This is a genomic window from Mesorhizobium sp. B2-9-1, assembly GCF_006439455.1.
Classification (GTDB): Bacteria; Pseudomonadota; Alphaproteobacteria; order Rhizobiales; family Rhizobiaceae; genus Mesorhizobium.
The window spans coordinates 725,751-737,414 of the sequence record NZ_VFTP01000001.1 but is presented as its reverse complement, the minus strand read 5'-3'; the positions used below and the strand labels follow the sequence as shown (position 1 = coordinate 737,414).

The following is an 11,664-nucleotide window of genomic DNA, read 5'->3' as shown; positions in this document are numbered from 1 at the left end:
TCACTGGCCGGGGGTCGCCTTGACCCAGGGATTGCCGCGCTCATGCGTCATGCGGAAGGTGAAGCCGTCGACCTTCCAGCCGGAAGCCGAGCGCGTCAGGTGGTGCTCATAGGTGCCCCAGACTTCCCAGAGCGGATCGCCATTGCCTTCCATCCGGTTCCAGGCATAGCCGTTGGAGCGGACAGTTGCGGCATCGGCTTCGAGCACGACCTGATGGTTGGTGCGCAGATGCAGGCTGGTCTTGCTGCCCTTGAGGTTGCCCGCCCAGGCGCCGATCAGGTCGTCGGACGCGATGTTGGCCGCGGGCTGGCCGGACAGGCTGCTGAAATCGGCGGTGACACGCTCGGCGAAATAGCTGCGCGCCAGCTTCCAGTCCTGCGCATCCACCGCGCGGTCGATGGCGTCGGCGATGCGGATGACGGCGCGCTCGTCGGCAAGGGCCTGCCAGCCGGCCGGTTCGGCACCGCCGGCATCGACCGGCGCCAGCACTATTCCTGCGGCAAAAGTTACATGTCTCAACGCGTTCATTTCGTCTCTCCTTGGCCATCAGCCCACCGCCGATGTGTTGACGCCAATATGAGCCAGCTCAGGGGCATCGATAAGATTGCATTGTTCGCAAAAACTGTGCGATATCATTCATGAATGGATCGCGATCTGCTCACACACCTTCCGGTCATCGTCGCCGTGGCGCGGCGCGGAGGCTTCGCGCTTGCCGCGGCTGAACTCGGCATGAGCCCGTCTGCCGTCAGCCATGCGGTGCGGCTGGTGGAGGAGCGCATCGGCCAGCCGCTCTTTGCGCGCACGACGCGCAGCGTCTCGCTGACCGAGGCAGGCAAAGCGCTGGTGGAGACGGCGGGCCCTGCCCTGCAGGACATCGCCGAGCGGATGGACCGCATCCGCGGTGTGAAGGGAAGGCCCGCCGGCCTGCTCAGGATCAACGCCTCCACCATAGCGATCCCCCTGGCGGTGATGCCGGTGGTCGCGGCGATGGCCGAACGCTACCCCGACGTGACGGTCGAGATCGTTGCCGATCAGGGCCTTATCGATATCGTCGGGGAAGGGTTTGACGCCGGCATCCGGCTGGGTGAAATGATCGCGCAGGACATGGTCACCGTCAGGATGACGCCGCCGTTCAGAGCCGTGATCGTTGCTTCTCCCGCCTATGTCGCAAAGCGCGGCCGTCCGCGCGACGTGGCCGATCTCGCCGATCACAACTGCATCGGCTACCGGCTGGTCCGATCGGGTGCGCTTTATCGCTGGGAGCTGAACGACAACGGCAAGGATGTCGTTGTCGAAACGCGCGGCACGGCCGTCGTTACAGATTCGCTTGGCGCCATCGATCTGGCGCTGGCCGGCGTCGGGCTCGCCTACGTCTTCGAGCCGCTGGTGCGCGCCGACCTGGCAGCCGGCCGCCTCGTCCAGATCCTGCCGCAGACAGCGATCGAAGAGCCCGGGCTCTTCCTTTATTTTCCGCGGCGCGCATCGATGGCGCCGAAGCTGAGGGCCTTTATCGACACCGCGCAAGAAATCGGCCGGGCATCCATGCGGACACCCGGCCGAGTCGCCTGAGCTCGTAAGCTCGTCACCTTAAGGAAACGCTGCGCGCTCCCCCTCGGATCGGAGCTATTTCTTGACCGCGGCCGCGACTTCCGCCGCGAAATCGGTCGTTTCCTTCTCTATGCCTTCGCCCAGAGCGAAGCGGAGATAAGCGGTGATCTTCGCCGGAGCGCCGATCTCCTTCTCGGCATCCTTCAGCGCCTTCTCGACGGTGATGTCGGGATTGAGCACGAACGCCTGCTTCAAAAGCACCACCTCTTCGTAAAACTTGCGCAGGCGGCCCTCGACCATCTTCTCGATGATCGCTTCCGGCTTGCCCGACTGGCGCGCCTGGTCGGAGAAGATCGCCTTCTCGCGCTCGATCAGCGCCGGGTCGACCTCTTCGGCCGTCAGCGCCACCGGGTTGGTGGCGGCGACGTGCATGGCAACCTGGCGGGCAAAGGCGTTCGCGGCATGCTCGTTGCCGGTGGTCTCGATCGCGACCAGCACGCCGAGCTTGCCCAGCCCATCGGCAACCGCATTGTGGACATAGGTCGCCACCACGCCATGCGGCACGGTGAGCTTGGCCGAGCGGCGGAAATTGATGTTCTCGCCGATGGTGCCGACCGCATCCTTGACGGTCTCGGTGACCGTCTTGTCGGAACCCGGATATTTGGCGGCGGCAACCGCTTCGGTTGCGCCATAGGCGAGCGCGACCTTCGCGACATTGCGGACCAGTTCCTGGAACTGCTCGTTGCGGGCGACGAAGTCGGTTTCGGAATTGACCTCGACGATGGCCGCTTCACGCACGCCGGCGTCGACGCCGATCAGGCCCTCGGCGGCAGTGCGCCCGGCCTTCTTGTCGGCCTTGGAGATACCCTTCTTGCGCAGCCAGTCGACGGCCGCTTCCATGTCGCCGTTGGTCTCGTTCAACGCCGCCTTGCAGTCCATCATGCCCGCGCCGGTCAAGTCGCGGAGTTCTTTGACCTGTGCAGCCGAAATGCTCATTGTCGCCTCTTTGTCTCAAATGCGCCGACGCACCAACCGGGACTCGGGTGATGCGCTCGGCAAAAGCGCTTTAGCGCGCCAACTTATTGGAAAGATGAAGGCCGGGATCCGGCCTTCCTTATCAAGCTTCCGGAGCTTCGGCAGCCGGAGCGCCGAGCGCTGGCTCGACCGGAGCCTCGGCCGAAGCGCCGATGTCGACGCCGAGCGCGCCCTGCTGACGGGCGATGCCGTCGATGGCGGCCTTGGCGATCAGGTCGCAATAGAGCTGGATGGCGCGGGCCGCGTCGTCATTGCCGGGGATCGGGAAGTCGATCTTGTCCGGGTCGCAGTTCGAATCGATGATGGCCACGACCGGGATGCCGAGGCGCTTGGCCTCGAGGATGGCGATCGCTTCCTTGTTGGTGTCGATGACGAACATCAGGTCCGGCGTCGAGCCCATGTCCTTGATGCCGCCGAGAGCCTTGTTGAGCTTCTCGCGCTCGCGGTCGAGGTTCAGGCGCTCCTTCTTGGTGAGGCCCTGGGCCTCGCCGGAGAGCGTCTCGTCGAGCTTGCGCAGGCGCTGGATCGAGTTCGAGATCGTCTTCCAGTTGGTGAGCATGCCGCCCAGCCAACGCGAGTTGACATAATACTGGGCCGAACGCTGCGCAGCGTCGGCGACGATGTCGGACGCCTGGCGCTTGGTGCCGACGAACAGCACGCGGCCGCCCTTGGCGACGGTGTCGGACACCTGCTTCAGGGCCTGGTGCAGCAGCGGCACCGTCTGCGACAGATCGATGATGTGGATGTTGTTGCGGGCGCCATAGATGTAAGGCGCCATCTTCGGGTTCCAGCGGTGGGTCTGGTGGCCGAAGTGGACACCAGCTTCCAAAAGCTGGCGCATGCTGAAATCTGGCAGAGCCATTCTTTAGTTCCTTTCCGGTTGGCCTCCACGGACACAGGCATTTCGGACTTATGTCCTGATGCCACCGGAGGTCTCAGCCGGATTTCTCCCGGGCAGACACCAAAGTCCGTGTGTGGAATGAGCGCGCATATAGAGGGGAAGTCCGATTAACGCAAGCCGCGCGCCCGAAAACGTCCCCGCCTGCGGCGATCCGCCCAAATCTCAGCGTTTTATCTTGCCGTTCGGCACCCTGACGCGGCGAAAGATCGCGACGATCTCCTCGCGGCTGCATTCGATCGCCCCAAGCCTGACCGCGCGATCACGCTCGAAGCCAGTGATATCGTAATGCGGCGCCGATGTCTTGGGCGGCCCCTGATAGGACGAGCGCTTAAGGCCCAGCTCGGCTGCAAAGCGATGGAGTTCGTCGGTATTGTCGGCGAGCAGATGGCACCAGCGGTGGCCGGCCCATTTCCAGATCGCCGCATCGACATAGATTGCCATCAGGCCCACCGCATTCGGTGAGCCTCACGCATGGTATTCGGAGGCCAAGCCTGCAAGCCGGGCCGGCTGCCGTCAGCAATTGCTATTTCGACGCCGGGCAAGGCTTGGTCTGATCGAACAGCGACAGGTTCACCAGCTTGCCGGTCATCGAGAATTCGCCATAGTCCATGACGAGGTCGCGGGTGATGCCGTTCTCGTGCAGCTTGAAGCTGATCCGGTATTCCGGCACCTCTTCGCCTTTTTTGTCGGTATCGTCGAAATAGGCGATGTCAACCGGCCAGTATTTGTCGGTGGCGAGCTTGGCCAGCGCCGGCGCCTCCGGGTCGGATTTCTGGACGTCGGTCTTCTTGCCGACGATGACGGTGGTGGTCATCACCTTGTTGGCGTCCTCGGAGCCGTCGAACAGGTTGGTCTGGTAGAAATTCTCGCCCTTTTCGGCCTTGCCGATCAGCTCGACCAGATGCTGGGTCGGGAACTGCGTCGCTGCAAGCTCGAGGCTGTTCTTCTCAGGCTTGTCGATCTCGACTTTGAGGCCCTTCTGCTCCCGGGTCGCGGTGCCTTTCACTTCCTTGTCGAGGTTCTGGTCGGTGAAGGATTTCGTCACGAACGAAAAAGTTTTGCCTTCGGCATCCTCGAACGTGGTCGTCTGCTGGTCCGTCAGCTTTGTACCTTCGGCGGTGGCAATCTGGGTGACGAAGCGGAATTTCACCGTATAGCCTTCGCAGGCGGAACCATTGAACTCATAGACCATGCGGCCGGTGATGCCGGTAATGCCTGAGCGGTCGGAGGCCTTGTTGAGCGTGAGATCGTAGACGGCGCGATGCGCCTGCAGCGCGGGCACTGCAAGCGCCGGCGCCATCGGGAGCATCGCCGAGAAACAGGCGGCGGCGAGAAAAAGGCGCGTTGCGCGCATGCGTTGCTCCGATCGTCGCGGCCGCGAGGCAGACCGCAGGGAAAGATGGTCCAGCTTAAAAAAAGTCGTGGCGGAAGCGAGGCAAAAATAGCAATTTCGGCCCGGCCAACGCGGCGTCTTCCAGCAATAGGGAAAACCAATGAGCGAAACAATCGAAAAGCGGCTAAGCGATCTTGGCGTCACCCTCCCGGCCGCCGCCGCTCCCGCCGCCAATTACGTGCCCTATTGCCGCACCGGCAACACGCTGTTCACCGCCGGCCAGTTGCCGCTGAAGGACGGCAAGCTGCAGGCAAGCGGGTTGCTCGGCCGCGACATCGACACCGCTGCAGGCAAGGAAGGCGCGAAATTCTGCGCCATCAACCTCCTGGCGCAGGCCAAGGCCGCACTTGGCGATCTCGAAAAGATCCGGCGCCTGGTCAAGATCACCGTCTTCGTCGCCTCCGCGCCGGATTTCGTCGAGCAGCATCTTGTCGCCAACGGCGCCTCCGACTTCCTGGTCGCCGCACTCGGCGAGCGCGGCAAGCATGCCCGCTCCGCCGTCGGCACCGCCTCGCTACCGCTCAACGCCGCGGTTGAGATCGAAGCGATCTTCGAAGTCGAGTGAGGCTCAACATGACCGATCTGTCCTGGCTGATTGCGCAGCCCGTCGCGCATCGCGGCTTCCACGACATGAACAAGACGCGCTGGGAAAACACGCTGTCGGCTTTCGCCGCGGCCGCCGAGCGCGGCTATGCCATCGAATGCGACGTACATATCTCGTCCGACGGCGTCCCGGTCATCATCCATGACGGCGAGCCGAAACGCCTCACCGGCCAGGATGGCTTCGTCTGGCAACGCACCGCGGCCGAACTGGCGACGCTCAAGATCGGCGGCACCAAGGACCACGTGCCGACGCTCGAGGAGGCGCTCGACCTGATCGACGGCCGTGTGCCGCTGGTGGTCGAGTTGAAAGGCGTTCCCGGCCATGATGCCGGGCTGGTGGCCAGCGTCGGCCGGCTGCTCGAGCGCTATGACGGCAAGGTAGCGATCATGTCGTTCGATCACTGGCTGATCCGCGACTTCGCCAAGGAGGCCCCCGGCATCCCCGGCGGGCTGACCGCCTATGGCAGGGACAACCAGTTGATCGAGGCGCATTTCTCCATGCTCGCGCACGATCTCGCCTTCACTTCCTACGCTGCCGGCGACCTGCCCAACCCCTTCGTCAGCTTCGTGCGCGAAAAGCTGAAAATGCCGGTCATCACCTGGACCGTGCATGACCAGCCGGCGGTCGACCTCACCTTCAAATATGCCGACCAGATGACCTTCGAGGGTTTCGAGCCCGGCGTGGTGAGAGTTGGCTGAGCCGGGTGCCTCAAACGTGACTTGTAGCTGCCCCTGCGAAGCTTAAATAAGCCCCATGGATCAGGGCGACGAAGACGATGGACAGGCAGCGAACGCGGATTATGCGATCCGCATCGCGGCGGGTATCGGCGCCTTCACCTGCGAGGAATGGAACGGCTTTGCCGGAACCACGCGTGGCGACCAAGAAAACGGCTACAACCCGCTGGTTTCATTTGCTTTTCTAAGCGCACTGGAAGATTCCGGCTGCGCTGTCCGGCGCACCGGCTGGCAGGGTCATCACCTGCGGCTGGAAACCGCGCAAGGCAGGCTTCTCGGCGCCGTCCCTTGTTACCTCAAATCGCACAGCCAGGGCGAATATGTCTTCGACCACGGCTGGTCGGATGCTTTCGAACGCGCCGGCGGCCGCTATTATCCCAAGTTGCAATGCTCGGTGCCGTTTTCACCAGTCACCGGCCCTCGCCTGCTGGTCGGCAAAGGCGAGAATGAAAGTGCGGTGAAGGCAGGACTGGCGGAAGGCCTGAAGCTCGTGACCGACAAGCTCGGCGTCTCGTCCGCGCATGTCACCTTCGCAACCGAGCCCGATGTGGCGACACTGGAAGCGGCGGGCTTCCTGCATCGCACCGACCAGCAGTTCCATTTCTTCAACGAAGGCTTTTCGACCTATGACGACTTCCTCGCCACGCTGGCCTCGCGCAAGCGCAAGGCAATGAAGAAGGAGCGCCGCGAAGCGCTTGCCGACGGCATCTCGATCGACTGGCTGACCGGCAAGGACATCACCGAAAGCGCCTGGGACGATTTCTTCGCCTTCTACATGGATACCGGCGGGAGGAAATGGGGGCGGCCCTATCTCAACCGACAGTTCTTCTCGCTGATCGGCGAGCGCATGGCCGACGACATCCTGCTGGTGATGGCAAAGCGGAACGGCCGCTACATTGCCGGCGCCATCAACTTCATCGGTTCCGACGCGCTCTACGGACGCAACTGGGGTTGCATCGAGGATCACCCCTTCCTGCATTTCGAGGTCTGCTACCATCAGGCGATCGATTTCGCCATCGAGCGCAAGCTCAAAGTGGTGGAGGCAGGCGCGCAGGGCGAGCACAAGCTGGCGCGCGGCTACCGGCCGGTGACCATGCATTCGGCGCACTACTTCTCGCATCCCGGTTTGCGCAACGCCGTCGCCGACTACCTCAGGCGCGAGCGACGCGAGGTCGAGCGCATGGGCGAATATCTCGAAGAGCACACGCCCTTCCGCAAGGACCTTGGGGAATAGGTCTCGCGGTCGGTGCGGCTTTCCGGCAGCACGGCGTGCCGTCAACAACAGCCGATAGTCCTGAGCGAATGACGCCGGCTTGATGCAAGCCGATCAAAACTTCGCAGCGGCGAGAACGACCTGCATGAAAACAGAGACTTAAGGCGCCTCGGCTGAATCCCTTCCTTACGAGGCGCTTTGTCGATCTCGCCTGAGCGCCTTGCCGCCCATCGGCGGCTTCGCTACACCGGACGGTGAATGCAATTGGGAGTGTCACCCATGGCCGAAGCCTATGATCCCGGCAATATCTTCGCGAAAATCCTGCGCGGCGAGATTCCGTCGCACCGCGTCTACGAGGACGATGCGGTCGTCGCCTTCATGGATGTGATGCCGCAAGGCATGGGCCACACGCTGGTGATGCCCAAGGCGCCGTCGCGCAACATGCTCGACGCCGATCCGGCAACGCTCGGTCCGCTGTTCGCGGTCGTCCAGAAGGTGGCGGTGGCAGTGAAAAAGGCCTTCGACGCCGACGGCGTCACCCTCATGCAGTTCAACGAATCGGCCTCCGGGCAGACCGTCTACCATCTCCATGTCCACGTCGTGCCTCGCTTCGAAGGCGTGCCGTTGAAGCCGCATTCCGGCCAGATGGAGAAGCCGGAAGTGCTGGCCGAGAACGCCGGCAAGATCCGCGCGGCGCTGGGAAGCTGACCCAGCCTTCGACCCGGTGACTGCGCGCTGACCGCTCAAAAGAAAAGAGCCCCATTGCCGGGGCTCTTTTGCATTTCACATGAAGGCCGATCAGCCCTTGCGCGGCAGTTGCGGCACAAGGCTGCGTTTGTTGCCGTCCTTGCCCTTCGGCTCCGGCTTCTGCGCCACGGCCTTCTTGGGCGCCGGCTTCTTGGCCACCGCCTTCTTCGGCTTCGGCGAGTCTTCCGGCTCTTCCTTCTTCGGCTGCACGGGCGACTCGTCGGCGAGCGATTCGAGCTTCAGGCCGGACTCGCCGGTTTCCTTCTTCTCGACGGTGACGCGCACCGTGCCGCCCTTCTTGAGCTTGCCGAACAGCACCTCGTCGGCCAGGGGCTTCTTGATGTGCTCCTGGATGACGCGGCCGAGCGGACGCGCGCCCATGCGCTCGTCATAGCCCTTGTCGGCCAGCCAGGCGATCGCGTCCGGCGACAGGTCGAAGGTGACGCCCCGCTCGGAGAGCTGGGCCTCGAGCTGCATGACGAACTTCTGCACCACCTGATGGATGACCGGCACCGGCAGCGAACCGAACGGGATGATCGCGTCCAGGCGGTTGCGGAACTCCGGCGTGAACAGCCGGTTGATCGCCTCGACGTCGTCGCCCTCGCGCTTGGTCGAGCCGAAGCCGATTGCCGCGCGCTGCGCGTCCGAGGCGCCAGCATTGGTGGTCATGATCAGGATCACGTTGCGGAAATCGATCTGCTTGCCGTTGTGGTCCGTCAGCTTGCCATGGTCCATCACCTGCAACAGGATGTTGAACAGGTCCGGATGCGCCTTCTCGACCTCATCGAGCAACAGCACGCAATGCGGATGCTGATCGACGCCGTCGGTGAGCAGGCCGCCCTGGTCGAAGCCGACATAGCCGGGAGGCGCGCCGATCAGCCGCGAGACGGTGTGGCGTTCCATGTATTCCGACATGTCGAAGCGGATCAGTTCGACGCCGAGCGAGGCGGCAAGCTGCTTCGCCACTTCGGTCTTGCCGACGCCGGTTGGCCCTGAGAACAGGTAGGAGCCGATAGGCTTCTCCGGTTCGCGCAGGCCGGCGCGCGCCAGCTTGATCGCCGAGGTCAGCGCGGTGATGGCCGTATCCTGGCCGTAGACCACGCGCTTCAGCTCGATATCGAGCCCCTGCAGCACCTTCTCATCATCCGCCGAGACCGTCTTCGGCGGGATGCGCGCCATGGTGGCGATCGTCGCCTCGATCTCCTTGATGCCGATCGTCTTCTTGCGCTTGGCTTCCGGCACCAGCATCTGCGAGGCGCCGGTTTCGTCGATCACGTCGATCGCCTTGTCCGGCAGCTTGCGGTCGTTGATGTAGCGCGCCGACAGCTCGACCGAGGCCTTGATTGCCTCGCTCGTGTAGCGGACCTTGTGGAACTCCTCGAAATAGGGCTTCAGGCCCTTCATGATCTCGATGGCGTCCTCGATGGTCGGCTCGTTGACGTCGATCTTCTGGAAGCGCCGCACCAGCGCGCGGTCCTTCTCGAAGAACTGGCGGAACTCCTTGTAGGTGGTCGAGCCGATGCAGCGGATGGCGCCGGACGACAGCGCCGGCTTCAGAAGGTTCGATGCATCCATGGCGCCGCCCGAGGTGGCGCCGGCCCCGATCACCGTGTGGATCTCGTCGATGAACAGCACCGCGCCCGGATAGTCCTCGAGCTCCTTGACGACCTGCTTCAGCCGCTCCTCGAAGTCGCCGCGATAGCGGGTGCCGGCCAACAGCGTGCCCATGTCGAGCGCGAAGATGGTGGCGTCCTGCAGCACTTCCGGCACATCGCCTTCGACGATGCGCTTGGCGAGGCCTTCGGCGATCGCCGTCTTGCCGACCCCCGGGTCGCCGACATAGAGCGGGTTGTTCTTGGAACGGCGGCACAGCACCTGGATGGTGCGGTTGATCTCGCTGTCGCGACCGATCAGCGGATCGATCTTGCCGGCCCGGGCCTTGTTGTTGAGGTTGACGCAGTAGGCCGTCAGCGCGTCCTGCTGCTTCTTCTTGCCGCCCTCTTCCTGCGGCTCGGCGCCGTTCTGGCCGCCCTGCTCGTCCTCGGCGCCGCGCGGCGTGCGCGATTCCGAAGCGCCCGGGCGCTTGGCAATGCCATGCGAGATGTAATTGACCGCATCATAGCGGGTCATCTGCTGTTCCTGCAGGAAATAGGCGGCGTGGCTCTCGCGCTCGGCGAAGATGGCGACGAGCACATTGGCGCCGGACACTTCCTCGCGGCCGGACGATTGCACATGGATCACGGCGCGCTGGATGACGCGCTGGAAACCTGCCGTCGGTTTCGAATCCTCATCGTAACCGGTGACGAGGTTGTCGAGCTCGGTGTCGATATAGGTGAGAACCGTATGCTTGAGCTCGTCGAGATCGACGTTGCAGGCGCGCATGACGGCGGCCGCCTCGGTGTCGTCGATCAGGGCAAGCAGCAAATGTTCGAGCGTCGCATACTCATGATGCCGCTCGTTGGCGAATGTCAGCGCCTGATGTAGCGCCTTTTCCAGGCCTTGGGAGAAAGCCGGCATGTTACCTCACTTCTTCTCCATCACGCATTGCAGCGGATGCTGATTCTGTCGGGCGAAATCCATGACCTGGGACACTTTGGTCTCGGCCACCTCGAATGTGTAGATGCCGCACTCGCCCACTCCATGATTGTGAACATGAAGCATGATGCGTGTGGCGGCTTCGCGGTCCTTTTGGAAAAAACGCTCCAGGACGTGAACGACGAACTCCATCGGGGTGTAGTCGTCGTTCAGAATGAGGACCCGGTAGAGACTGGGCTTCTTGGTCTTGGTTTTGGTGCGCGTGATGACAGCGGTGCCGCGACCGGGATCGTTGCGGTCTCCGTCACTTTGCATTCGCACCACGCCTGCCGTGGCAGTCAAACCGATCGTCACGTAGTCCAGCCTTTTCGAATCCTCATGCGAGTTCAACATGTAGGTTCTCGATGGACGATTTTAAGCCCTTCTGTTTAGCTGACAATATGGCTAGGTGGGCAAACCTCAGCGAATTTCTCAATCGTGAATGCGGCAAGGTGCGTCAGGTTGCGATCGCGCATGAAAAAACCCGGCCGCGTTTCCGCGACCGGGTGCTTTTGATTGGCCCGCTGGCCGTGTCCGGTGTGATCGGGCGAAATTACTTCGCCTTGGCGACCACCGATTCGAAGGGCTTGTACGCTTCCTTGGCGAGCTCGGCATAGAGATTGCCGATCTTGCTGGCCTCGGCCACGAAGCTCTCATAGCTCTGCTTGGCGTAATCGGCCTGGATCTCGACGGCCTTCTCGACGGACTTGGCCGCGAACAGCTTCTCGAAGGCGGCGGTGCCGGCTTCGAAGCTCTTCTTGGTGTATTCGCCGGCTTCGGTGGCGATCGCCTGCGCGCCCTTGGTGAGCGAGGCGAAGCTCTTCAGCCCGGTGTCGGCAAATTCCTTGCCGTATTTCGTGAAGTCCTCATAGGTCTGGGTCATTTCATACTTCCCTTTGGTTGAAACGCCCTTTT

At 62.9% G+C, this 11,664-nt stretch carries 13 protein-coding genes; 5 read left to right on the top strand and 8 right to left on the bottom strand.

The window, feature by feature from the left end; all coding sequences use genetic code 11:
- Positions 1-528, bottom strand: coding sequence for a nuclear transport factor 2 family protein (locus tag FJW05_RS03650; RefSeq protein WP_140627843.1), 528 nt, complete (start codon positions 526-528; stop codon positions 1-3).
- Between the two features lie 114 nt (positions 529-642).
- Between FJW05_RS03650 and FJW05_RS03645 the strand changes: the two genes are divergently transcribed.
- Entirely contained in the window at positions 643-1,569 is a 927-nt protein-coding gene (locus FJW05_RS03645; RefSeq protein ID WP_140627842.1) for a LysR family transcriptional regulator, read from the top strand.
- A 54-nt stretch (positions 1,570-1,623) separates the two neighbouring features.
- Here FJW05_RS03645 and tsf read toward each other — a convergent pair whose 3' ends face one another.
- From tsf to FJW05_RS03625, 4 genes are all read right to left on the bottom strand, one after another.
- The gene (gene tsf / locus FJW05_RS03640; protein ID WP_140627840.1) at positions 1,624-2,544 is read right to left on the bottom strand and encodes a translation elongation factor Ts; all 921 of its coding nucleotides are present in this window, start codon (positions 2,542-2,544) and stop codon (positions 1,624-1,626) included.
- A gap of 121 nt (positions 2,545-2,665) precedes the next feature.
- Positions 2,666-3,445, bottom strand: a complete 780-nt coding sequence (gene rpsB, locus FJW05_RS03635; RefSeq protein WP_140545916.1) for a 30S ribosomal protein S2 — start codon at positions 3,443-3,445, stop codon at positions 2,666-2,668.
- Positions 3,446-3,646: 201 nt separating this feature from the next.
- Positions 3,647-3,925 carry a DUF4031 domain-containing protein gene (locus tag FJW05_RS03630; RefSeq protein ID WP_140627838.1) on the bottom strand — a complete coding sequence of 93 codons (279 nt, stop codon included), beginning with the start codon at positions 3,923-3,925 and terminating at the stop codon, positions 3,647-3,649.
- An 82-nt stretch (positions 3,926-4,007) separates the two neighbouring features.
- Positions 4,008-4,838 (bottom strand): cell envelope integrity EipB family protein, encoded by an 831-nt coding sequence (locus FJW05_RS03625; protein WP_140627836.1) that lies wholly within the window; start codon positions 4,836-4,838, stop codon positions 4,008-4,010.
- Between the two features lie 139 nt (positions 4,839-4,977).
- Here FJW05_RS03625 and FJW05_RS03620 point away from each other — a divergent pair, with 139 nt between their 5' ends.
- The 4 genes from FJW05_RS03620 to FJW05_RS03605 all read left to right on the top strand — a co-directional run bounded on the left by FJW05_RS03620 (position 4,978) and on the right by FJW05_RS03605 (position 8,136).
- The gene (locus tag FJW05_RS03620; protein ID WP_140627834.1) at positions 4,978-5,442 is read left to right on the top strand and encodes a RidA family protein; all 465 of its coding nucleotides are present in this window, start codon (positions 4,978-4,980) and stop codon (positions 5,440-5,442) included.
- An 8-nt stretch (positions 5,443-5,450) separates the two neighbouring features.
- Complete coding sequence (locus tag FJW05_RS03615; RefSeq protein WP_140627832.1) at positions 5,451-6,179, top strand: glycerophosphodiester phosphodiesterase; 729 nt, start codon at positions 5,451-5,453, stop codon at positions 6,177-6,179.
- A gap of 55 nt (positions 6,180-6,234) precedes the next feature.
- Positions 6,235-7,449 (top strand): GNAT family N-acetyltransferase, encoded by a 1,215-nt coding sequence (locus tag FJW05_RS03610; RefSeq protein ID WP_140627831.1) that lies wholly within the window; start codon positions 6,235-6,237, stop codon positions 7,447-7,449.
- Positions 7,450-7,707: 258 nt separating this feature from the next.
- Positions 7,708-8,136: an HIT domain-containing protein gene (locus tag FJW05_RS03605; RefSeq protein ID WP_140627829.1), complete on the top strand. Its 429-nt coding sequence runs from the start codon at positions 7,708-7,710 to the stop codon at positions 8,134-8,136.
- A 90-nt stretch (positions 8,137-8,226) separates the two neighbouring features.
- On the opposite strand, the gene clpA is transcribed toward FJW05_RS03605, so the two are convergent.
- From clpA to FJW05_RS03590, 3 genes are all read right to left on the bottom strand, one after another.
- Positions 8,227-10,692 carry an ATP-dependent Clp protease ATP-binding subunit ClpA gene (clpA, locus tag FJW05_RS03600; protein WP_095765347.1) on the bottom strand — a complete coding sequence of 822 codons (2,466 nt, stop codon included), beginning with the start codon at positions 10,690-10,692 and terminating at the stop codon, positions 8,227-8,229.
- Positions 10,693-10,698: 6 nt separating this feature from the next.
- On the bottom strand, positions 10,699-11,025 hold the full coding sequence (clpS, locus tag FJW05_RS03595; protein WP_036258315.1) for an ATP-dependent Clp protease adapter ClpS: 327 nt from the start codon (positions 11,023-11,025) through the stop codon (positions 10,699-10,701).
- 277 nt (positions 11,026-11,302) lie between these two features.
- Positions 11,303-11,632 (bottom strand): phasin family protein, encoded by a 330-nt coding sequence (locus tag FJW05_RS03590; RefSeq protein WP_140627827.1) that lies wholly within the window; start codon positions 11,630-11,632, stop codon positions 11,303-11,305.
- Between the last annotated feature and the right edge of the window lie 32 nt (positions 11,633-11,664).

Excerpts from the sequence above, each read along its gene's own strand:
- FJW05_RS03650 (WP_140627843.1), bottom strand. The coding sequence starts at position 528 with ATGAACGCGTTGAGACATGTAACTTTTGCCGCAGGAATAGTGCTGGCG.
- FJW05_RS03645 (WP_140627842.1), top strand. The coding sequence starts at position 643 with ATGGATCGCGATCTGCTCACACACCTTCCGGTCATCGTCGCCGTGGCG.
- tsf (WP_140627840.1), bottom strand. The coding sequence starts at position 2,544 with ATGAGCATTTCGGCTGCACAGGTCAAAGAACTCCGCGACTTGACCGGC.
- rpsB (WP_140545916.1), bottom strand. The coding sequence starts at position 3,445 with ATGGCTCTGCCAGATTTCAGCATGCGCCAGCTTTTGGAAGCTGGTGTC.
- FJW05_RS03630 (WP_140627838.1), bottom strand. The coding sequence starts at position 3,925 with ATGGCAATCTATGTCGATGCGGCGATCTGGAAATGGGCCGGCCACCGC.
- FJW05_RS03625 (WP_140627836.1), bottom strand. The coding sequence starts at position 4,838 with ATGCGCGCAACGCGCCTTTTTCTCGCCGCCGCCTGTTTCTCGGCGATG.
- FJW05_RS03620 (WP_140627834.1), top strand. The coding sequence starts at position 4,978 with ATGAGCGAAACAATCGAAAAGCGGCTAAGCGATCTTGGCGTCACCCTC.
- FJW05_RS03615 (WP_140627832.1), top strand. The coding sequence starts at position 5,451 with ATGACCGATCTGTCCTGGCTGATTGCGCAGCCCGTCGCGCATCGCGGC.
- FJW05_RS03610 (WP_140627831.1), top strand. The coding sequence starts at position 6,235 with ATGGATCAGGGCGACGAAGACGATGGACAGGCAGCGAACGCGGATTAT.
- FJW05_RS03605 (WP_140627829.1), top strand. The coding sequence starts at position 7,708 with ATGGCCGAAGCCTATGATCCCGGCAATATCTTCGCGAAAATCCTGCGC.
- clpA (WP_095765347.1), bottom strand. The coding sequence starts at position 10,692 with ATGCCGGCTTTCTCCCAAGGCCTGGAAAAGGCGCTACATCAGGCGCTG.
- clpS (WP_036258315.1), bottom strand. The coding sequence starts at position 11,025 with ATGCAAAGTGACGGAGACCGCAACGATCCCGGTCGCGGCACCGCTGTC.
- FJW05_RS03590 (WP_140627827.1), bottom strand. The coding sequence starts at position 11,632 with ATGACCCAGACCTATGAGGACTTCACGAAATACGGCAAGGAATTTGCC.